Consider the following 22,430-nt stretch of genomic DNA (forward strand, 5'->3'; position numbering starts at 1 on the left):
TCACACTCCTAAAGGGTTTCAACCGTTATATTGTCGTTGGTATATACGCAAATGGAAGCAGCTATGCCTAAGGATTCTTTAACTATCTCTTTTGCAGTAAGATTTGTATGTTGATATAATGCCTTTGCTGCAGCTAGTGCATAGACACCACCTGAACCAATTGCAATAAAATCATCATCTGGCTCAATAATTTCCCCATTTCCGGAAATGAGCAGGAGTGTTTCATGATCTGTTGCCAACATCAGAGCTTCAAGCTTTCTTAGAATCTTATCCTGACGCCATTCTTGAGCAAGCTCTACTGCAGCACGTTTTAGATTCCCGCTGTACTGTTCAAGTTTTGCTTCAAATTTTTCTGTTAAAGTAAAAGCATCTGCTACTGATCCTGCAAATCCTACCAGTACACGATCATTATGTAGCTTTCTAACTTTCTTTGCGCTATGCTTCATGATCGTTTTTTCTCCGAAGGTCACTTGACCATCACCGCCTATGGCGATATCCTGAGGGCTTCTTCGCACAGCCACAATAGTGGTTCCGTGGAACATTGGCTTCACCTCTTTCTTTTCAATCGGGCAAACAAGAAAATATTATCACATTTTACATCACTATTCAAGAAATCATTTTGAATATTATGATAATAGGTATTTTTACTCATCTTTTTCAACTTCTCTTTTATACTTGCATTCTTTATTTGTACACTGAATAAAGTTACCTTTTTTTGTATTTTTTTCTGCCAGTAAAGAAGAACATTCTGGGCATTTCTCATCAATGGGCTTATTCCATATCATAAAATTGCACTTTGGAAAACTGCCGCAACCATAAAAAAGCCTTCCTTTCTTAGAACGTCTTTCCAATAAGTCTCCACCACATTTAGGACAAGCAACCCCTATTTTATGCACCAGAGGTCTTGTGTGCTGACATTCAGGATAACCTGAGCAGGCTAGAAATTTTCCAAACTTTCCATACTTGATCACCATATTTTTTCCGCATTCTTCACAAATCTCGTTGGTTGCTTCTTCTACCAGCTCGATTTTTTCAATTTCCTCCTCTGCATGCTGTAAGGAAGGTGCAAATGAGCGATAGAAATCATCGATTACCTTAATCCAATTCAGCTTTGATTCTTCAATTTGATCCAGCTGTTTTTCCAACTCTGCGGTAAAATACTCATCTACGATGTCATGGAAATACTCTTCTAATAGATCATTTACAATTACACCCAACTCTGTGGGCTTAAAGGCCTTGCTTTCTTTTTCCACATATCCTCTGCTCAAAATTGTAGATATAATAGGAGCATAGGTACTCGGTCTTCCAATACCCTTATCTTCAAGTTCTTTTACCAGTGTTGCCTCGGTAAATCGCGGAGGCGGTTGGGTAAAATGCTGCTTTGGCTCAATTTCTTGCAACTGCAGCACTTGATTAATTACAACTGCAGGAATCTTATTGTCGGAAACCGAAGCATAGGTGTACACTTTTAAAAAACCTTCAAATATCAGCTTTGATCCATTTGCTTTAAAAATATAATCACTATTTTTGATTTCTACAGAGTATGTATCATATACTGCTGGAGCCATTTGACTAGCCAAATAGCGTTCCCATATCAATTTGTACAGCTGATACTGCTCATTGCTGAGAGAATTCTTGATTTTATCCGGTTCCCGTTCTATAGCAGTCGGACGTATGGCCTCATGGGCATCCTGAGCATCTTTGGCTGATTTGTATTCCTTCTCCTCTTTAGATAAATATTCTTCTGAAAAATGCTTTAGAATATAACCTTGAGCAGCTTTTTTAGCCTCTTCAGAAATACGGGTAGAATCAGTTCTTATATATGTAACTAAGCCAACAGATCCTTCCTCTTCTAAATCGATCCCCTCATAAAGCTGTTGTGCAATCATCATAGTTTTTTTGGTTGAAAAGCCAAGACGGTTAGAAGCCTCTTGCTGTAAGCTGCTTGTGATAAAGGGCGGATAAGGATTTCTTTTCTTTTCCCTTTGCTTAACATCGCTGACAATATAGGGCTGATTACTTATTTGCTCTAAAACCTTATCTACCTCAGCCTTATTATTCAGCTCTAGTTTTCCTTCATCATTGCCATAAAATTTTGCGTCGAAAGCCTCTGGATTCTCCTGATCTGATAATGTGACCAAAATGCTCCAATACTCCTGAGGTATAAAGCTTTCTATTTCTTTCTCGCGGTCACAGATCAGTTTTGTCGCAACAGACTGCACTCTACCAGCACTTAATCCCTTTCGTATTTTCCTCCACAAGAGCGGACTGATACTGTATCCTACCAGCCGATCCAACACCCGCCTTGCTTGCTGGGCATCAACCAGGTTTTTATCGATGGTTCTGGGTTTTTTTACCGCATTTTTAATGGCCGTTTCCGTAATCTCATGAAATTCAATTCTGCACTTTTCTGATTCATCTACTGAAAGAATATGTGCTAAATGCCATGAGATTGCTTCGCCCTCTCGATCAGGGTCCGTTGCTAATAGTATCTTCTTTGCTTTTTTACCTTCTTTTTTTAACTCCTGTATGATAGACCCTTTTCCTCGGATTGTAATATAATGTGGTTCAAATCTATTTTCTATGTCTATACCCATTTTACTCTTAGGTAAATCTCTTACATGTCCAACGGAGGCTACCACCTTATAATTTTTTCCTAAAAATTTACCGATTGTTTTGGCCTTTGCGGGAGATTCCACAATAACGAGAGATTTTGCCACAATTTCACCCCCATTTATTAAAAGCAATAGTTATTATATCAGAATGTATCGTAAATTTCAAAATATTAATGTAAAATTATTTTGTAATGAGTATTTTTCCCGGTAATTGTTCAATCAATCCCTTAATCTGTAAAATTGTAATGAGGCTGCTAACTTTATGGATATCTATCTGTAAAGCATTACTCAAAGCCTCAAGGTGGATAGGCTGTTTTTCTACTATTTTTTCATAAATCCTGGTTTCGGTCTCACTTAGTTCAATATTTACCTTTTTATTGACAGACTCTGGTACAATATCTAATTCACAAAGTATGTCCTCCACATTTGTTACCAATTTCGCACCCTCTTGAATCAACTTATTACACCCTGCACTCATCATATTATTAATATTACCAGGAACAGCAAATACTTCACGTCCCTGTTCCAACGCCATCGCAGCAGTAATCAAGGATCCGCTCTTTAATCCTGCTTCTACCACCACGACCCCTTTCGACAGTCCGCTAATAATCCGGTTTCTAGCTGGAAAGTGTCCCGCATTTGGTTCCGTTCCGAGGGCATACTCAGAAATGACTGCACCCTTTGCAGCAATCTCTTCCATTAGCTGCCCATTGGTTTTCGGATAGCAAATATCTACACCGCAGCCTAGTACCGCAATCGTTCTTCCCCCTGCATCCAGTGCCCCCTTATGGGCAGCTGTATCTACACCATAGGCCATGCCGCTGACTATTGTAATTCCTCTTCTAGCTAACTCCCCTGCAAGCTTGTAGGCAGCCCACTTGCCATAGGCTGTCGCTTTTCTTGCGCCAACAATAGCAACTGCTTTTTGATCCTGCTCAAGTATGCATCCTCGCATATGCAATAAAAATGGAGGATCGTAAATATTCCTTAAATTCTCAGGATAATTATCCGCTTTAACACATAGGGTTGATATTTTTAAACGAGCGATTTTTTCTGCTATGCGGTGCAATTGTTCCTGTGATCTATTTTCTAATATGTTATGAACGATCTTTTCATTTATTCCTTCTACCTTTTTAAGTTGGCTTTCTGAAGCATCAAATATATTTTTCCCGAAATTAAATGTCTCCATCAGTTTCACAATATTTTTCTGACCGACTCCCTGAATGCTGTGGATCCAATGCACATATACTTTGTCATCCCTGATATTCATCTTCCGTTAACTCCTCATCACATATTCCAAAACTTTCTATCTAAATTCCTATATTGGATGGCTTCTGCCAGATGCTCTGTTTCGATATATTCACTCCCAGCTAAATCTGCAATGGTTCTGCTCAGCTTTATGATACGGTTATGGGCCCTTGCACTGAGACCCAGTTTGTGAAATGCCTCTTCCATTAACTTTTTCTCATTCTCTCTGAGTCTGCAGTACTTTCTGATCTGTCCCGGTTTCAGCTGCGAATTAAAAACTATATTTTCATTTTTATATCTCTCTGTTTGTATTTCTTTTGCCAGATTTACTGCCTTCTTTATTTCTAGAGAGTTCTTCGTTATACTGTCATTTTCCAGTTCTTTATATTGAACGGGAAAAACTTCCACATGCATATCAATTCGGTCTAATAGAGGCCCAGAAATCTTCGAGAGGTATCTTTTAATTTGCTGCGGTGTACAGTTGCAGTTATGATTTTCATCACCATAATATCCGCAGGGACAAGGGTTCATGCTGGCAATAAGCATGAATTTCGAAGGATAAGTCAAAGAAGCATTCACCCTAGAAATCGTAACAACCTCATCCTCTATCGGCTGTCTTAATACCTCAAGTACACTCCTATGAAACTCCGGCAGTTCATCCAAGAATAAAACGCCGTAGTGAGCCAAAGAAACCTCTCCCGGTTTTGGTATTCTACCACCGCCCACTAGAGAAGCTGAAGATATGGTATGATGAGGTGCCCGGAAAGGTCTATTATAAATCAGAGATGTGGTATCATTCAATAGACCCGCAATACTATATATTTTTGTTACCTCCAAGGCCTCCTCATAGGTCATATCGGGCAAAATAGTCGGAAATCTTCTGGCCAGCATCGTTTTGCCGGAACCTGGAGGGCCAATCATAAGCATGTTATGACCACCGGCTGCAGCGACCTGAAATGCACGCTTTACCATTTCCTGCCCTACGACGTCGCCAAAATCTTCTTCATAGCAGTTAAAGCATCTTTTTTCCAGATCGGGTTTACAATCAAGGGGCATCTGTATTTTAACTCCCTGTAAATGGTCAATGATTTCCGCCAAATTTTCAAAAGGCAGTATATCTATGCCCGGTATAATGGACACTTCCTCAGCGTTGGACTTAGGAAGTATAATCTTCTTTAAACCCCAATCTCTCAAAGCAATTACCAGGGGCAGAGCTCCATTTATACGGTTTAGCTTTCCATTGAGGGACATTTCTCCAATAAAGGCGTATTCTCTGATATTCTCACATCTAATCTGTCCGGCAGCTTCAAGAATCCCAATAGCCATTGGTAAATCCAGATGACTTCCCTCTTTCTTAGTATCTGCAGGGGCTAAATTAATTGTTATTCTCTTTATAGGAAACTCATACCCAGAGTTCTTTATTGCTGAACGAATTCTCTCTCTAGATTCCTTTACAGTAGTATCGGGCAAACCTACCGTCGTCAAAGCGGGGAGTCCGTTAGATATATCCACTTCCACCTCTATGATATTTCCATCCAATCCACTTAAAACACAGCTATAGATTTTTGATAGCATATATACGCCTCCTGCCAAAGCAATTCTGCATTATCTTATATATATTTCCATAAATTTCTATATTCCCCTTCTAATTGTACAAATTTTTTCAAAAAAGAAAAAATCCCCGAATCCTGGAGATTAATTTAATATGTATGTGCTTCGTATTATCTGATGGAAAGAGCAAACTCAGGCATCTGTCTCTTTTCTTTCTAAAAAGCAGCCTATTCCTTTAAATAATATTTTTGATATGCTGAATTTCCGACAGTTTTCTCCCCTCAAAAAGAACCTCTACTGCGTCAAAACGATAATTGCATTGAGCCAATCCCTTAGCCTTTATATAGCTTAGGGCAACTCGTACCATGTGATCCTGTTTTTTATGGTTTATCGCCTCTATCGGCCTTCCAAACAAGATACCTGTTCTGGTTTTTACTTCTATAAATATATAGGTATTATCTCCATAGGCAATAATATCTACTTCCCCTAACTTACAGCGGTAATTGACCTCTAGTATTTTATATCCCATTTTCTTGAGATGGGTAACAGCTAATCTTTCACCCAGCGCCCCTAGTATTTTCCGATCTGTCGTCATAGCTTATTGCTCCTTTGTATCAAGCGTTATAATAAAGGCTAAGATCTCCGCAACGACGTGATACAGCTCTGGAGGAATTTCATCTCCTATGGACAGGTTATAGAGCTGTCTTGCCAGTTTTTCATCCTGATAGGTAGGAATATCATTGTCCTTAGCCAGTTCTTTTATCTTTTGTGCAACCTCACCTTTGCCTTTAGCTACTACCCTTGGCGCATAATCCTTGTCTTCATTATATTGTATCGCTGCTGCGACCTCTTTCTTTTCTTTCATAGCTACACCCACATGTCAACAAAATTATGTTTTCTCTGACTTAACAATGCTTCCTGTTCCAATACTGTAATGAGATTCAGCCTATCTTTAAAAGTCCCATAACGAATATCGATTTTTGTGAATCCTAAGTCCATTAGCCCACTTTGCAATTTATTTTCGTGTTGGAGCATATAATTTTTAATTTGTTCATTCATCAGCCGAAAATTTACAGTTAAATTTTTCTCCTTAATCTCAATAAAAGCCTGCACTGTATCCATAGACTTGGTATCCAAAGAAATAAATATTTTTAGATCTGACGGATTTAATGCAGCCTGTGTTTTTCTCTTATTGCACAATACGATTTCCAGATTCCGCTGTTCTCCTCCTATTTGAATGGGTAACTGCAAGAACCCCTGATAATGATTAATTTTATTCATAAAATCTATTCCGTTTTTTAATGAATCCAATTGTTGTACTACTTCTTTTCCTACCTTTACCGTCCCATTTTCTATCAACTCTTTAATGCTTTGAATATTGTTATAAAGTTCTCGCACAACCTCCTTGACGCTCTCTTTGTTTTGTAAAAGAGAAGGCTTTATTCGACTTCCTATATCCCCTAAATTCTTGACGAAGTCTTCCATCTCTTTATGCTCCTTAAGCGCTGCAACGATTTCCTCCAGCTGCTTACCTACAGGTGCTGCGTGGAACAAGATTTGATTGACTTGGGTTGCATTTTGTATATTCATTTGAAAATTATTTTTAAGCAGAAATAGAATTTTTTCATAATTCATGTTTTGAAGATTAAAGAGGTTCGCCGATATCCCTTCTTTGGCTGCGGCGTTGATTTTTTCCCCAACTGCGGCTTCCTGCTTATATGATTTCTCCGGTGACACCTCAATGATGTTTTCATGCTTCTTTAAAGCATTATGGGAGGTTTTTTCTTCTATAGGCGACGGAGGAACATCTATTATTTTTTCCCTAAATCGATTCATTTCTGCTGCTGCCTCTTGTCCCCAGCCTCCATCTTTCACAGTAAGCTGCAGCTCTTTATCTGTGTTTAATACTCTTTTAAAAACTTCTTGGATGGGCTTCTCTATTAGCCCGTGCTTATCCTCTAAAGGTAATTGGTGTATGCCTTCAGCTACTTTTTCATAAGCGGTTTTTGCACTAGCCGCTTCTTTGATGGTGCTTCCCTGGATTGGCAGTTGAAATCGAATCATTTCCTTGACGATTTCTATTTTCTCTTTATCAGGTGCTAGTCCCATTTTCTCTAGTAAGGAAACAATCTTTTTTTCAGCAGCATTTGCCTGTTCCGTGTCTTCAGTAATAGGCTTCATAAGTACTTGATGATCTTTGACTTCCTTTACTAAAAAATCGCAAAGCTGTCCGGGCTGCAAAGGCAATGGGGCAGTTAATTTTGCCTCTAAAGTTTCTCCCTTTCCCAAATCCAAAAAGATAAGATTCCCTAAAATCTTACTAATCTTTCCGCGAAGAATCTGACCCTCGTAAAGCAGTTCACTGGATTCTTCCCTGTTTTGATGAAATGAAATATTAAATTGCATCCCCTCGTTATGAATTTTCATAATTAAGACTCCTATAAATTTGATAAAAAAGACCTTCTGTGAATCGGTATTATACCATACCTATGAATGCTCTCATAATGCTCCTTCGTACCATAGCCCTTATGGGAGGCAAATCCATATTGTGGATAAGCTTCGTGGTACTGGTTCATGATTCGATCCCTTGTCACCTTTGCAATAACAGATGCAGCAGCAATAGAGATACTTTTTTGATCTCCCTTAATAATAGATTGCTGTCTTATATTTATATCGGCTACTTTTACTGCATCAATAAGTAGAGAATCCGGTTTTATTTTTAAGTTTTGAACTGCCTCAACCATAGCCCTTTCAGTAGCCCGTAAGATATTGATTTCATCAATGACATCATGGTTTACAATGCCCACGCCTACCGCTAAAGCATGTTCATAGATGATATCAAATAGCTCATCTCTCTTTTTTTCCGATATTTTTTTCGAATCATTGATTCCTTCTATGAACAGATCAGAGGGTAATATCACCGCTGCAGCAACTACAGGGCCTGCAAGTGGTCCCCTGCCGGCTTCATCCAATCCAGCGATCATCCTATAACCTTCTTTGGCCAGTTCCATTTCATAGGTCCACAATCCTGCTACCCGTTTCCTTTCATCCTCATATTTGACTAATTTTTTCTGAAGTTTTTGTCCCAACTTTTGAACTGCAGCTCTTTCATCCTCTATTAACTGAGGTACAAATAGACCGTAGCTTTCCATCCCTTGTGTTTTAATGAAATCTTCTATTTGCTTTCCTGTCATTGCTCTAAAATTCATACCTCTGCTGTCCTCCCTACAATCTTCTTTTAATTATTATACCATAACGCTGCATTAGGCAATGAAAAAGCACTATGCTTTAATAGTGCTTATATAATCTTCCGGTTTTTCCAGTGTAATTTTTCCTATTTTTCCACTTCTAAATTCATCCAGTATCAGGTTTGCTGCTCTGGAATAATCGATTCTTCCTCCAGAAAAAATGCAGCCTCTATTTTTGGCAATTCTCTCCAGATTCTCCAAATTGTCCAAAAATATTTCTGACAGCTTATATCGCTCCTTAATCTGATTCGTATATTCTCTGACAAGATAAGCTACAAGGTGCAATGCAATGGTCTCAATATCCAATATCTCATCTTTAATCGCTCCAGTGAAGGCTAGTTTTAACCCTACCTGCTGATTCTCAAATTTAGGCCATAAGATGCCGGGAGTATCTAGAAGCTCAATATTGCCCCTTAATCGAACCCACTGTTTTCCTTTAGTAACCCCTGGTTTATCTCCGGTTTTTGCACTTTTCTTACCGGTTAGCCTGTTAATAATCGAAGACTTTCCAACATTAGGAATACCAACAATCATTGATCTTACCGCTCTTTTTCTCATACCCTTATTGATTAGGGCATCCATTTTTTCTTTAGCCGCCTCTTCTACTAAGGCAATCATTTTATCTAAGCCTTCTCCAGTCATTGAATTCACAGGGACAGCATTGATACCTTGTGCCGCAAAATAGTTTACCCATTTTCTAGTAATTTGAGGATCTGCCAGATCGCTTTTGTTGAGAGCAACCACTCTGGGTTTTCTCTCAACTAATTCGTCTATTTGAGGATTTCTACTACTCATAGGAATTCTTGCATCCAACAGTTCAATAACTACATCCACTAACTTAAGATTTTCCTGGATAAGCTCCTTTGTTTTTTTCATGTGCCCTGGATACCAATTGATATGCATAACAATCACCACACAATTTTCAAATTTATTCTATTTTCGATAAAGGCCATATTTTCAATAGCGCCTCTCCCTTTACCTGGGAGACGGGAACAAAGCCAACATCTTCAGATCTGCTATCCTTACTGTTATTTCTATTATCCCCTAAAACAAAAATTGTATTTTCAGGAACCAGTCTTTTATGAAAATCACCAAGAGTGATTTCCATAATATAGGGTTCTTCTAAAGGATGCTCATTGACAAGAACTTCACCATTGTTAATCTCAATAGTGTCTCCTTCAACTGCAATCACTCTTTTAATAAAATTATATTTTGGTTCATGGGGATACCGGAATACAACAAGGTCCCCTGGCTGCGGTTTATGTATTAAATACCCTGCCTTATAGACAATCAATCTTTCACCATCTGCTAAGGTGGGCATCATGGAGTTTCCGTCCACTAGTATCAAATCAAACAAGAAGGTCTTAATGATAATCGCTAGAACAACCGCTATGGCGATGGTTTCTAGCCATTCTCTCATTTCATTTTTGGACTTATCCATGGGCATTTTCACCTCATTCTACCTATATCCATATTAAGAAAGGGACTGAAAATCAGTCCCTTTAGAAAAACTTTTTCTCTTTAATTTTAGCTGCCTTACCAGTTCTTTCACGAAGGTAATTTAACTTCGCTCTACGTACTTTACCTCTCTTCACGATTTCGATTTTTTCAATCTTTGGTGAATGTAAAGGTAATGTTCTTTCAACGCCTACACCATAAGAAATTCTTCTTACTGTAAAGGTTTCACTGGCTCCGCCGTTTTGTCTCTTTAAGATAACACCTTCGAAAACCTGAATTCTCTCTCTATTGCCTTCTTTTACTTTTAAGTGAACTTTTACTGTATCACCAATTGCAAAATCAGGAATATTTGTCTTCATATTTTCTTGCTCAATCGCACGAATAATATCCATAATTGCCCCTCCTTCCTTCCTAGACGTTCTTACTACACCCTACTAGCAGAGGACCGTCCGTAATGCCACAAGTCATTATATCACAATGCTAAAAAGAAGACAATGCCTAATTTTATAATATTTCTTCCAGTATTTTTTGAATCATTGCCTTCTCCTTTTTTGATAGTTCTGGTCGCTGTAAATATTTCTCCAATAGATCGGGACGGTTTTTAATCGTAAGTTTAATTGCTTCTATTTTACGCCATACTTCGATGTTTTTATGGTTACCGGACAACAAGATTTCCGGCACCTTCAGGCCCCGATATTCGCTAGGCCTCGTATAATGCGGATACTCCAGCAATCCCGAGTAAAAAGATTCATCCATAAAGGAGTCGCTCTGGCTTAAAACACCAGGAATCATTCTGGCTACTGCATCTATTACCACCATAGCCGGAAGCTCGCCACCAGTTAACACATAATCTCCTATAGAAATCTCATCGGTTACCCAGTAGTCCAATACTCTCTGATCAATTCCCTCGTAATGACCGCAAAGAAAGATTAGATGCTCTTCTTTTGACAGTGTAATAGCCATATCCTGATGAAAGGTTTTTCCTTTTGGTGACATGTGAATCACCCGCGCGTTTTCAGAACCAATGGATTCGAGGGCACAAAAAATAGGCTGTGGCTGCATCACCATCCCAGCTCCTCCGCCATAGGGATAGTCATCCACTCGTTTATGCTTATCCGCTGAATAATCTCGAATATTATGTACCTGAATATCTAAAATTTCCTTTTCTCTTGCTTTACCAATGATGCTTTCACCCAGTGGTGCGGCAAACATATGGGGAAACAGCGTTAAAATATCGATTTTCATTCTAAAAAACCCTCTATCAATTGAACGGTAATTCTTTTTTCTTTGATGTTTACTTCCTTGATAAACTCCCCTACAGCCGGTATTAGAACGGTTTTTTTGGGATTTTTATGATAGGTTATTTCATAGATATCATTGCCTGCTGCCTGAATTACATCCTTAAGGACTCCAATATACTCATTTTCATGGGTATACACCTCTAGCCCAATTAAATCTACAATATAATAGGTGTCCTCAGGTAATGTTCTCGAGGACCCTTTTGGTATGGTAAGATATTTGGTTTTATATTTTTCAGCTTCATTTATATCGTTGATTTCTTTTAGTTTTAGAATCACTAATTCATTCTTATACCTTACTTTCTCGATAGTGTATCTTTTGCTTCTATCCTCGTCTAAGTAAACCCAATCGATTTCCTCAAATCTTTCCTTGTAGTCAGTTAAAGGATATACTCTTAATTCTCCGCGAATTCCTTGTGTATTCACGATCTGCCCTATCCTAAGAAGCTTATTCATAAGCTCACCTGCCTCTTGTTACATCCTGAGCGGATCTACTTTTATCAGTATTTCCACGGTTTTGTTTTTGTATTCATAGATATAATAGCATAAAAGGATTAGGTGGTCCTAATCCTTTTATGTTTTTATTGAATGATCTCAACAACCACTCTTTTGTTATCCTTGGTAGCGGCGGCCTTTACAACAGTTCTGATTGCTTTTGCAATCCTGCCCTGCTTGCCGATTACCTTTCCCATGTCTTCAGCAGCAACTTTTAATTCCACAATTAGGGACTGCTTACCTTCAATTTCATTTACAAAAACTTCGTCTGGGTTGTCTACTAATGCTTTAGCAATTACTTTTACTAATTCACCCATTTTTACACCCCCTGAAAGCGATTATGCTTTCTTAGACTGCTCAAACTTTTCGATAACACCGTATTTTTTGAACAAGTCTTTTACAGTATCTGTAGGTTGCGCACCTGTCTTTAACCACTTAATTGCTTTTTCATCATCGATTCTTACTTCAGCTGGCTGGGCAACTGGATTGTAATATCCTAGCTCTTCGATGAATCTTCCATCTCTAGGTGAACGAGAATCTGCAACAACAAGTCTATAGAAAGGCTTCTTCTTAGCTCCCATTCTTTTTAATCTGATTTTTACCGCCACATTCTTCACCTCCTTTAAATAGTTGGTAGTCATTTATCTTCCAAGGAATGGAAATTTCATTTTTCCACCCTTTTTCATACCTTTTTCCATATCTGTAAACTGCTTCATCATCTTTTTTGTCTGTTCAAATTGTTTCAGCAGATTATTCACCTTCTGAACAGTAGTACCGCTGCCTAGGGCAATTCTTTTTCTTCTGCTGCCATTGATGATGGATGGATTCTTTCTTTCAGCCTTTGTCATAGACTTTATGATCGCTTCGATATGAACAAGCTCTTTCTCATCCACCTCTAAATTCTTTAACTGTTTCGAATTCGCTCCAGGGATCATTTCCAAAAGCTGGCTCAATGGACCCATGTTCTTCATCTGCTGAAGCTGATCCAAGAAGTCATCAAAGGTAAATTCCTGGGTCTTAATTTTCTTTTCCAGTTCTCTTGCCTTTTTCTCATCAAAGTTTGCCTGCGCTTTTTCAATTAGACTTAGGATATCTCCCATGCCTAAGATTCTTGAAGCCATCCGGTCTGGGAAGAAAGGCTCTAGTTCATTTAATTTTTCTCCCATACCAATAAACTTGATTGGTTTATTGGTAACCGCCCTCACGGATAGGGCAGCCCCACCTCGGGTATCCCCATCCAGTTTGGTAAGGATTACACCGTCAATTCCCAGCTTTTCATTAAAAATCTCAGCCACATTTACTGCATCCTGACCGGTCATAGCATCTAACACCAGCAGGATTTCATGAGGCTTTACCTCTTGTTTAATGTTTTGAAGCTCTTCCATTAGATGATCATCTATATGAAGTCTTCCGGCTGTATCTATGATTACTAAATCATTTCCATGTTTAACTGCATGCTCAACACCAGCTTTAGCGATATGGACAGGACTTACTTTATCTCCTAAAGTGAAGACCGGCAAATCCAGCTGTCCTCCCACAACCTGAAGCTGTTTTATAGCCGCAGGCCGATAGATATCTCCAGCTACCAGCAAAGGTCTTTTGCCTGACTTTTTCAGGTAGCCCCCTAGTTTTCCACCGGTTGTAGTTTTTCCTGCACCCTGCAACCCTACCAGCATAATAACCGTAGGAGGCTTTGATGAGAAGGTGATTTTGCTTTGAGTAGTTCCCATCAATGCAGTTAATTCTTCGTTAACGATTTTTATTACCTGCTGCCCCGGAGTCAGACTTTCCAGTACTTCATTCCCCACAGCTCTATCTTTAACCTTATCTATAAAATCCTTTACTACCTTGAAGTTTACATCTGCTTCCAGAAGAGCCAGCTTAACTTCGCGCATAGCCTCCTTAACGTCTTTTTCCGAAAGTTTGCCCTTGCTCTTCAGCTTTTGCAATGCTCCTTGGAGTTTATCCGCCAACCCTTCAAAAACCATTTTTTTACCTCCCTAGGGGCTATTTTCCAATATATCCATAGAAATAGTTCTAATTCTTTTTATTTCTTCCCGAAAATCACTCAGATCAGCTTTTGCCGATCCAATTTGATGCTCTATTTTTTCTACAATCTCAAGAATTCTCTCTATGTCTTTTTGTGTATTGATAAATTTCTCGACAAGACCTAACTTTTCTTCGTATTCGAACAGCACTTTTTCAGTTCTTTTTATCGTATCGTATACAGCTTGACGGCTTACATTTAACTGCTCCGATATTTCTCCCAAGGAATAATCATTGTTGTAATATAACTGTACAACTTCCTGTTGTTTTTCAGTTAACAATTGTCCATAGAAATCGTATAAAAGACTAATTTGGAGCATTTTATCAAACATCTGAACACTCCCTTGTTCATCCAGTGTAAAGGCTTTCTACTTTACACATGTAATTCTACCTTACATTGACTTTCTTGTCAACGGTTTTTTAAATATCATCGCCAAACAGAGCATTCACAAAGCTCTTTGGTTCAAAAACCTGAAGGTCGTTCACGCCTTCACCTACACCGATCAATTTTACAGGTACATTCAATTCGGAGCTAATAGCTAGTACTACCCCTCCCTTAGCGGTTCCATCCAGCTTTGTCAGAATAATGCCATTGATATCTACTACCTCTTTAAAGGTCTTGGCCTGCTGTATCGCATTTTGTCCAGTAGTAGCATCTAAAACCAGCAAAACATCCTTTGTCGCATTGCCATATTCACGCTCTAAAACTTTGCTCACCTTTCCCAGCTCATTCATAAGATTTTTCTTATTGTGCAGCCTGCCTGCAGTATCACAAATCAGCACATCAATTTTTCTAGCCTTTGCTGACTGTATGGCATCAAATAAAACTGCAGCCGGATCGGCCCCCTCTTGGTGCTTGATCACATCTACCCCTACCCGGTTACCCCAAATCTCCAACTGGTCAATCGCTGCAGCTCTAAAAGTATCTCCAGCTGCCAGCAATACCTTTTTTCCCTGGCTTTTTATTCGGTGTGCTATTTTTCCAATAGAAGTAGTCTTTCCTACTCCATTCACTCCCACTATAAGTAATATTGCCGGTGCAGGATGAATTCCCAACTGATGTGCATCACCATAATCCAGTATTTCTACCAATATTTCCTTCAGTAATCCTTTTAAGTCAGAAGCCTCTGTAACTTTTCTCTCCTTTGCTTCAGTCCTTAGCTTTTCGATGATTTTCATAGTTGTATTCACACCTACATCGGAGGTTATGAGTATCTCCTCTATTTCCTCAAATAGTTCATCATCTACTTTTTTATAGGTTTTTAATACTTGATCTACTTTATCGGCAATACCCTGTCTCGTTTTGGTTAATCCCTCTTTTAAACGGGCAAAAAATCCTAATTTTTCCGGCACCTTCTCTTCTTTCGGCTGAGCTTCAATGGGTTCTTCCCCTGCCTCTTCCACCTGCCATTCCTCCCCGATAAGGTCCTCTTCAGCAAAATCTTCTTCCACATAGTCCCCCTCTTGGATTTCCTCTTCTTGCAGTAGATTTTCTTCCATTCGCACCTCTTGATTTTTATCTTCATCTTTTTTGAACCGCGATATTATTTTCTTGAACATTTTTTATCCTCCTATTTAGCTGGCTTTATCCGTTAGCTTTACAGATACTAATTTTGAAACACCATATTCCTGCATTGTAACACCATACAAAGCATCTACACACTCCATTGTACCTTTTCGGTGAGTAACTACAATAAATTGTGTGTCCTTTGAAAACTCTTTCAAGAAATCGGCATAACGGTAAACATTGGCATCATCAAGTGCTGCTTCAATTTCATCCAATATACAAAAAGGCGTAGGTTTTACCTTTAATATGGCAAACAGCAGCGAAATCGCCGTCAGTGCCCTTTCCCCTCCTGACAATAAAGACAAATGCTGAAGCTTCTTCCCCGGTGGCTGGGCATTAATTTCGATGCCCGTGGTTAAAACTTCATTCTCATCCACAAGTTTCAGCTCAGCTTTTCCGCCGCCAAATAGCTTCTTGAAAACGAAATCAAAGTTCTCCCTAATCATCTCAAAATAGGCAGTAAACTGCTCTTTCATTGTGGTTTCCATTTCTTTAATAACACCATGAAGTGATTCTTTTGCATGAATCAAATCAAATCGCTGATTCGTCAAAAATCCATACCGCTCCATTACCTCTTGATATTCCTGGATGGCATCAATATTGATACTGCCTAGCTCTTTAATCTTTTCTTTGAGAATTTTGATCTTCTTTGTGGCTTCGCCTAGATGAATATCCGTATTTTTATATTCCATAGCTTCAAGGTAAGTAATCTCATAATCTTCCCAAAGCTTATTGCAGTAAGATTCCTGCTGAATCTCCAGCCTTGTCCGCTTTACTTCAATCTTATAGCGGCTGTCTTGCAGCTCGCTGGTGATTTCACTGATTTTTTCTAATTGTTCAGCGACGATATCAAATTTTTTACCTATTTCTGCTTTTTCTGCCCTTAGCTGTGCAAGATTAAATTCATACTGTTGCTTCAAAACATCGAGATCTTTGCTTTCGATATCCAACTTTTCCAATTCTTTTTCATAAGACAGCTTATTCTGCTGCAAAGCTTCAATTTCGACCTTCTTTTTTGACTTTATATCAATGGCTTCTGTACTTCGTTTTTTAATCTCTAAAATTTGATGCTCCAAATTTTGTGTTTGTTGTTCTAGTGACGCCATTCTTATTTTTATCTCAGTCAACTGCTGAGACATCTCTTCCCGCTTGTTCTTTTTAATATCAAATTGGTCCTTATCTGCAGAAACCGATTGTTGAAGCCTGTCTTGATTTAGTTGCAATTCCTCGATTTCCAATTCTTTTTGCGCCAGAGCCTTTGTGATATTTTCCTGTTCGCCCATAAGCTGTTGTATCTCTTTTTCACTCTTCTCTATCTGATCAACATACATCTTTTCTTCTTTTCTTAATTGTTCAAATGTATTTTTTTCATGGATCACTTGTATCTCTACATCTTTTAATAACTGTTCCTCTATTTGAATTTTGTCCTCCAGGCTTCGAATGAGGGACTCATTATGAACATACTGATGTTCATAATTCTCAAAATTTATTCGTTCCTGGGATATTTCCTGTTCCAATTCATCAATTTCCCTTTTTCGGCTGAGAAAGTTTACAGTTTTCGAGTGATAGCTTCCCCCGGTAATTGCCCCGCCAGGATTAATAATATCCCCTTCCAGCGATACAATCTTAAATTTATGCCCTGTAGCCTTAGCAATAAGGATACCATTTTCGATATGATCAACCAATATTACTTTTCCCAGAAGGTATTGAAAAATATCTTTATAATAGGAATCATAACCAATGGCTTCACTGGCATACCTCATAAAACCCTTCATTTTTTTTATATCTTCTCTTGCAATGGTACTTGGAAAGCTATTTGCCCTTATACTCTCTATAGGTAAAAAAGTTACCCGTCCCAGATTATTTTTCTTCAAATGACGAATCACCCTATTTGCATCTTCAGCTCTTTGACATACGATATTTTGCAGAGAGCTTCCTAATGCTACCTCAATAGCCACCTCAAACTCCTTTGGAACTTCTATGAGTTCCGCCACAACCCCATAGATATTTTCACCCAAGGTTTTATCTTTCCGGGTTTCCTGAAGGGTGGTTTTTACGCTCTTATGAAAACCCTCATAATCTTTTTGCATCTCTGTCAATAGTCTTTGCTTCGTTTGCTTTTCCTGCATTTTATGCTTGGAAAAATCCCACTTTTTCTTTATTTCTATGGTTTGAAGTCTTAATTGGCTTAATTTTTCCTTTATTTCACCTAACCCTTTCTTCTGAGCTTCAAATTGTTTGCCTTTCATTTCCAAACAATCGAGGGCCTTTTCAATATTTACTGCGACATTTTGTTGATTTTTTTTGATATCTTCTATTTCTGCATAAAGTTGCTGGCATCGCTTGGCTAAATTCCCCTGCAGTGAAAGGAGACTATTCATTTCACTTTTTTTATTTGCACTGAGATTCAGCAGTTCGATCATATTTCCTGTAGAATGATCGATATCTTGTTGATGCTTTACTAATAGTTGGGTGAACTGATCTAATTCTCTTTCCTTTTCATAGACTTCCCGTTTCCCAAGACTTAGTTGATTTCGATAGGCTTCTAATTCCTGCAACTTTATACTTAACTGTTCTTCAATTGATTTTTTTTCATTGTCGATTTGACTAATCTCAATATTCAGTCTTGAGACATACTCAGTAACATTAGAAATTTTCTCTTTATATAGACTAATTTCACCGTCTTTTTTTTCCAGGTGATTGGCTGTCTCAAATATATTGCTTTGCAGCTGCTGTATTCTGTTTTCTAAAGACTCTAATTCTATTTTTAACACTTTATGCTGCTCGTCAATTTGTTTTTTATCCTGAATGTAGTTCTCCAATTGTCCAAGGATAACCGTTTCCTGTTCCTTCAGGGTATCAATCTTATTTTTTAGATCTTCCAGTTCATAAACATATAAGCCTATCTCAATATTCTTTAATGCTTCCTTAAGCTCAATATAATTTTTAGCCTTTTCACTTTGGACGCGTAAAGGCTCAATCCGATTTTCCAACTCTTGTATGATATCATCGACTCTTGTCAGGTTCTGATTGGTATTTTCCAGCTTCTTTTCCGCTTCTTCTTTTCTGGTTTTATACTTGACGATACCTGCTGCTTCTTCAAAAATAAGCCTGCGATCCTCTGATTTGTTGCTGAGGATTTCATCGATTCGCCCTTGACCAATAATAGAATAGCCATCTATCCCTATTCCCGTATCCATCAGCATTTCCCGAATATCCTTTAACCTGCAGGGAGTCCTATTAATCAGATACTCGCTTTCTCCTGACCGATATACTCTTCGGGTTACCGTAACCTCAGCATAGTCAATGGGCAGGGTATTCTCTGAGTTATCCAGTGTCAAGGATACCTCTGCCATTCCCAATGGTTTTCTTTGAGTGGTGCCTGCAAAAATGATGTCCTCCATCTTGCTGCCTCGAAGGGTTTTTGCGCTCTGTTCTCCCAATACCCAGCGTACTGCGTCTGAAATATTGCTCTTTCCGCTTCCATTGGGTCCTACTATACCTGTGACCCCTTTCTCAAATTCTACTTCTATTCTATCAGCAAAGGATTTAAATCCATGAATTTCTACTTTTTTAAGATACAAGCCAAGCCCCCCGCTTCTTTCATTTATCCATGACGCTCAAATAGGAATACAATACAGTTTAAAACCTATCCATCCAAAGGATAGGCTTTAAACTGTATTGAAAGCATAATCTTTCATACTGTATAAGATACGCTCTTTTTCATTGACAATAATACGAATGGTCCCTTTAGATAATTCATTGTTTCTTGTGATCTTAATCCCTTTTATTTCAAAGGTTTTCTGAAGCTCAACGAGATTACTCCTTTTGTGGCCGACTAATGGAGAAATATCTCGATCATTCCCCTGTATCTCTAGGAGAGCCCGATGAATGATCTGGCCACGGGTTTGGAAGATTATCTCCAGCATATGTCTGTAGATTCGGCTCTCAACCAATTGTCTAAAAGCAGGATGTATAGGTCCCGCAATAACAGCCTTGCCCAGGGTTACATCCTCCGTAGGCTGAAGTCCTAACCGAATGATTGGAATATCAAATTTTAGAAATTTCAACACAAGCGTTTCAGCATACTGAAGGGCTTGCTCCAGGGTCAAAGGTTCATAAAATCCTTTTCGGTATAATACCTCCAAATCGGTATCTTTTATCACCAATGTGGGATAAATCCTCACAAAGTCTGGAGACAGCTCAATGATTTGATCTGCCGTATACATGCATTGATCAAAACTATCTCCAGGCAGTCCAATCATCATCTGCAGTCCAATACGGATCCCCCAAGCTTTTATCATCTTAACGGCATTAATAACATCTTTAGGGGTATGTCCTCGACAGCTTGCCTTTAAGACATCTGGTACCATGGATTGTACACCTAACTCAACAATATTAACTCCGAAGGAGGTGAGTCTGCGTAAAACCGATTCATCGATGTAGTCAGGTCTGGTAGACAGTCGGATTTCCTGTATCATCCCTTTTTGCTTCCACTGAAATGCAGCAGCTAGCAGCTGCTCTTGGTGATGGGCATCAATCCCGGTGAAGCTGCCGCCATAAAAGGCAACCTCTACAGTTTTCTCAGGATTTGGCTCTATGGTCTTCAAAAATTGCCGGATTTGATCCTCAACCATTTCGCCAGTTATTTCTTCTGTGTGTCCTGTTATTCTTTTCTGATTACAAAATACACAGTCATGGGGACATCCGTGATGAGGTACGAAAATAGGTATAATATAATGTCCTTTTCCCATTTATAGTACCTCTTTCAAGGCTTCTTTTGCAGCGCTTTGCTCTGCTTCTTTTTTGCTTCTCCCTACTCCCGTTCCCAGGATTTTGTCGCCTACCTTCACGCGAACATGGAAAGTTTTATTATGATCAGGTCCTTCTTCATAAATCACTTCGTATACGATTTTCTCTGAATTCTCGCTTTGAATATATTCCTGAAGATGGGTTTTATAGTCTTGATAGACTCTCCCGCTAATTGCATCCTCAATTGTATCCTTTAAACTTTTTAGAATAAATTTTTGAGCTTGTCCAAGGCCACCATCTAAATAAATAGCTCCGATGACCGCTTCAAAGGCATCAGCCAAGATAGACACCCTTTCTCTTCCTCCTGTTACTTCTTCGCCTTTTCCTAGCCGAATATATTTTCCAATATTTAGCTTCTTTGAGCAATTGGCAAGGGACGGTTCACATACGATACTTGCCCTAATTTTAGTAAGCTCTCCTTCCTGAAATGTATTGAGCTTATTATACAGGTACTCACTAATTACAATACTCAAAACAGCATCTCCTAAGAATTCAAGCCTCTCGTTATATGCTATATTTTTTTTCTTGTTTTCATTAGCATAAGAGCTATGGGTGAGGGATTCTGACAGCAAATGAATATCCCGAAAATAATACTCAATCTTTTCTTCAAGTTCCCGCATGGTTTCATTGGTAGTACAACTTTTGCTAAGCATGTAAAGCCTCCCGACCTGTGTTATACAAATTATTCATATTCTCTATATATTTTACACTTTTTCCCCTCATTTTAAAAGCATCATTTCAACCTGCGTCCTCTAAGACAGAAAAGAGAATCCAACAGATTCTCTTTTATCTTACATATTTTTTCAAAACGATTGTGGCATTGTGCCCACCAAAACCCAGAGAATTTGATAGGGCTACACTTACCTCTTTTTGTTTTGCTTTATTGGCCACATAGTCCAAATCACATTCAGGGTCCGGATTTTCTAAATTGATCGTTGGTGGTACAATACTCTTCGTAATAGCCATAATACATGCAATGGCCTCTATACCGCCGGCTGCCCCTAACAAATGTCCTGTCATAGATTTTGTAGAACTTACAGCCAATTCATAAGCATGCTGCCCAAATACGGATTTAATTGCCAAGGTTTCAAATTTGTCATTATAAGGTGTTGATGTTCCATGGGCATTGATATAATCAACATCATTAGGAGATAATCCTGCATCCTTAAGGGCATTCATCATTGATCTTGCGGCTCCTTCTCCACCCGGTGCCGGTGCAGTAATATGATAAGCATCGGCACTCATTCCATAACCAACCATTTCTGCGTAGATTGGTGCACCACGTTTGACCGCATGCTCTAATTCTTCTAAGATCAGTATTCCCGCCCCTTCACCCATAACAAATCCATCCCGGTTGATATCAAAAGGGCTGCATGCCTTCTGTGGATTTTCATTTCTGGTAGACATGGCTTTCATAGCACAAAACCCTGCTATAGCCAAGGGTGTAATAGAGGCTTCTGCTCCGCCGGTAATCATCACATCTGCTTCACCGTTTTGGATAATTCGGAAGGCTTCCCCAACAGAATTTGTAGAGGATGCACAGGCAGTTACTACGGTTGTATTGGGTCCTTTAGCTCCAAATGTCATAGAAACCTGCCCAGCCCCAATATTGGAGATCATCATTGGAATAAAGAACGGACTTACCCGACCAGGTCCCTTAGTTGCCAATTTCTCATATTCTTTTTCTAAAGTTTCAATCCCACCTATTCCGGATCCCAGCACAACGCCAAACCGGTTTTGATCAATTCCGTCTGTGTCCAGCTTCGCGTCCTCTATGGCCAGCTTTGAAGCAGCCACAGCAAATTGGGTAAAACGATCCATTCTCTTTGCTTCTTTTTTGTCTATATATGCCGTTGGCTCAAAGCCCTTTACTTCTGCAGCAATTCTGGTATCATAATCTGAAGCATCAAATTTTGTTATAGGGCCTAAACCACTTACACCATTCTCTAATGCATTAAAAAAATCATCTTTTCCAATACCAATAGGCGTAATTGCACCTATTCCTGTTACGACTACACGTTTTTTCACAGTATAACCCTCCTACATTTTCAATTGATGATCTATATTAAATGAATAATTCCATTTTATTGAA

Annotated in this window: 22 protein-coding genes; all 22 read right to left on the reverse strand. The window is 38.8% G+C overall.

Annotated features, from left to right (window positions below):
* Nucleotides 1–8 precede the first annotated feature (8 nt).
* Complete coding sequence (gene hslV / locus BUB56_RS03205; protein WP_110939941.1) at nucleotides 9–542, reverse strand: ATP-dependent protease subunit HslV; 534 nt, start codon at nucleotides 540–542, stop codon at nucleotides 9–11.
* Nucleotides 543–644: 102 nt separating this feature from the next.
* Nucleotides 645–2,720, reverse strand: coding sequence for a type I DNA topoisomerase (gene topA / locus BUB56_RS03210; protein WP_110939942.1), 2,076 nt, complete (start codon nucleotides 2,718–2,720; stop codon nucleotides 645–647).
* 76 nt (nucleotides 2,721–2,796) lie between these two features.
* Nucleotides 2,797–3,885 carry a DNA-processing protein DprA gene (gene dprA, locus BUB56_RS03215; protein ID WP_110939943.1) on the reverse strand — a complete coding sequence of 363 codons (1,089 nt, stop codon included), beginning with the start codon at nucleotides 3,883–3,885 and terminating at the stop codon, nucleotides 2,797–2,799.
* 17 nt (nucleotides 3,886–3,902) lie between these two features.
* Complete coding sequence (locus tag BUB56_RS03220; protein WP_110939944.1) at nucleotides 3,903–5,438, reverse strand: YifB family Mg chelatase-like AAA ATPase; 1,536 nt, start codon at nucleotides 5,436–5,438, stop codon at nucleotides 3,903–3,905.
* Nucleotides 5,439–5,649: 211 nt separating this feature from the next.
* Nucleotides 5,650–6,009 carry a YraN family protein gene (locus tag BUB56_RS03225; RefSeq protein WP_110939945.1) on the reverse strand — a complete coding sequence of 120 codons (360 nt, stop codon included), beginning with the start codon at nucleotides 6,007–6,009 and terminating at the stop codon, nucleotides 5,650–5,652.
* Between the two features lie 3 nt (nucleotides 6,010–6,012).
* The gene (locus BUB56_RS03230) at nucleotides 6,013–6,279 is read right to left on the reverse strand and encodes an EscU/YscU/HrcU family type III secretion system export apparatus switch protein (protein WP_110939946.1); all 267 of its coding nucleotides are present in this window, start codon (nucleotides 6,277–6,279) and stop codon (nucleotides 6,013–6,015) included.
* Nucleotides 6,280–6,281: 2 nt separating this feature from the next.
* A complete protein-coding gene (locus BUB56_RS03235) occupies nucleotides 6,282–7,841 on the reverse strand; it encodes a hypothetical protein (protein ID WP_110939947.1) in 1,560 nt (519 codons plus the stop codon).
* Between the two features lie 11 nt (nucleotides 7,842–7,852).
* A complete protein-coding gene (locus BUB56_RS03240) occupies nucleotides 7,853–8,623 on the reverse strand; it encodes a ribonuclease HII (protein WP_110939948.1) in 771 nt (256 codons plus the stop codon).
* 72 nt (nucleotides 8,624–8,695) lie between these two features.
* Entirely contained in the window at nucleotides 8,696–9,565 is an 870-nt protein-coding gene (gene ylqF, locus BUB56_RS03245; protein ID WP_110939949.1) for a ribosome biogenesis GTPase YlqF, read from the reverse strand.
* A 25-nt stretch (nucleotides 9,566–9,590) separates the two neighbouring features.
* Complete coding sequence (gene lepB, locus BUB56_RS03250; protein ID WP_110939974.1) at nucleotides 9,591–10,103, reverse strand: signal peptidase I; 513 nt, start codon at nucleotides 10,101–10,103, stop codon at nucleotides 9,591–9,593.
* A gap of 61 nt (nucleotides 10,104–10,164) precedes the next feature.
* Nucleotides 10,165–10,512 carry a 50S ribosomal protein L19 gene (gene rplS / locus BUB56_RS03255; RefSeq protein ID WP_110939950.1) on the reverse strand — a complete coding sequence of 116 codons (348 nt, stop codon included), beginning with the start codon at nucleotides 10,510–10,512 and terminating at the stop codon, nucleotides 10,165–10,167.
* A gap of 112 nt (nucleotides 10,513–10,624) precedes the next feature.
* Nucleotides 10,625–11,365 carry a tRNA (guanosine(37)-N1)-methyltransferase TrmD gene (gene trmD, locus BUB56_RS03260; RefSeq protein WP_110939951.1) on the reverse strand — a complete coding sequence of 247 codons (741 nt, stop codon included), beginning with the start codon at nucleotides 11,363–11,365 and terminating at the stop codon, nucleotides 10,625–10,627.
* On the reverse strand, nucleotides 11,362–11,874 hold the full coding sequence (gene rimM / locus BUB56_RS03265; protein ID WP_110939952.1) for a ribosome maturation factor RimM: 513 nt from the start codon (nucleotides 11,872–11,874) through the stop codon (nucleotides 11,362–11,364). The genes trmD and rimM overlap by 4 nt, the downstream gene beginning before the upstream one ends.
* Before the next feature lie 125 nt (nucleotides 11,875–11,999).
* On the reverse strand, nucleotides 12,000–12,230 hold the full coding sequence (locus BUB56_RS03270; protein WP_069973938.1) for a KH domain-containing protein: 231 nt from the start codon (nucleotides 12,228–12,230) through the stop codon (nucleotides 12,000–12,002).
* A 21-nt stretch (nucleotides 12,231–12,251) separates the two neighbouring features.
* The gene (rpsP, locus tag BUB56_RS03275) at nucleotides 12,252–12,521 is read right to left on the reverse strand and encodes a 30S ribosomal protein S16 (protein ID WP_110939953.1); all 270 of its coding nucleotides are present in this window, start codon (nucleotides 12,519–12,521) and stop codon (nucleotides 12,252–12,254) included.
* 33 nt (nucleotides 12,522–12,554) lie between these two features.
* Entirely contained in the window at nucleotides 12,555–13,901 is a 1,347-nt protein-coding gene (gene ffh / locus BUB56_RS03280; protein WP_110939954.1) for a signal recognition particle protein, read from the reverse strand.
* A gap of 12 nt (nucleotides 13,902–13,913) precedes the next feature.
* Nucleotides 13,914–14,291, reverse strand: a complete 378-nt coding sequence (locus BUB56_RS03285; RefSeq protein WP_110939955.1) for a putative DNA-binding protein — start codon at nucleotides 14,289–14,291, stop codon at nucleotides 13,914–13,916.
* 88 nt (nucleotides 14,292–14,379) lie between these two features.
* Nucleotides 14,380–15,519 carry a signal recognition particle-docking protein FtsY gene (gene ftsY / locus BUB56_RS03290; RefSeq protein ID WP_110939956.1) on the reverse strand — a complete coding sequence of 380 codons (1,140 nt, stop codon included), beginning with the start codon at nucleotides 15,517–15,519 and terminating at the stop codon, nucleotides 14,380–14,382.
* Between the two features lie 15 nt (nucleotides 15,520–15,534).
* Complete coding sequence (gene smc / locus BUB56_RS03295) at nucleotides 15,535–19,110, reverse strand: chromosome segregation protein SMC (RefSeq protein WP_190014128.1); 3,576 nt, start codon at nucleotides 19,108–19,110, stop codon at nucleotides 15,535–15,537.
* An 87-nt stretch (nucleotides 19,111–19,197) separates the two neighbouring features.
* Nucleotides 19,198–20,280 (reverse strand): elongator complex protein 3, encoded by a 1,083-nt coding sequence (locus BUB56_RS03300; protein WP_110939958.1) that lies wholly within the window; start codon nucleotides 20,278–20,280, stop codon nucleotides 19,198–19,200.
* Complete coding sequence (rnc, locus tag BUB56_RS03305; RefSeq protein ID WP_110939959.1) at nucleotides 20,281–20,991, reverse strand: ribonuclease III; 711 nt, start codon at nucleotides 20,989–20,991, stop codon at nucleotides 20,281–20,283.
* 133 nt (nucleotides 20,992–21,124) lie between these two features.
* Complete coding sequence (gene fabF / locus BUB56_RS03310) at nucleotides 21,125–22,366, reverse strand: beta-ketoacyl-ACP synthase II (RefSeq protein WP_110939960.1); 1,242 nt, start codon at nucleotides 22,364–22,366, stop codon at nucleotides 21,125–21,127.
* Between the last annotated feature and the right edge of the window lie 64 nt (nucleotides 22,367–22,430).

This window comes from Geosporobacter subterraneus DSM 17957, assembly GCF_900142145.1.
GTDB lineage: Bacteria > Bacillota > Clostridia > Peptostreptococcales > Thermotaleaceae > Geosporobacter > Geosporobacter subterraneus.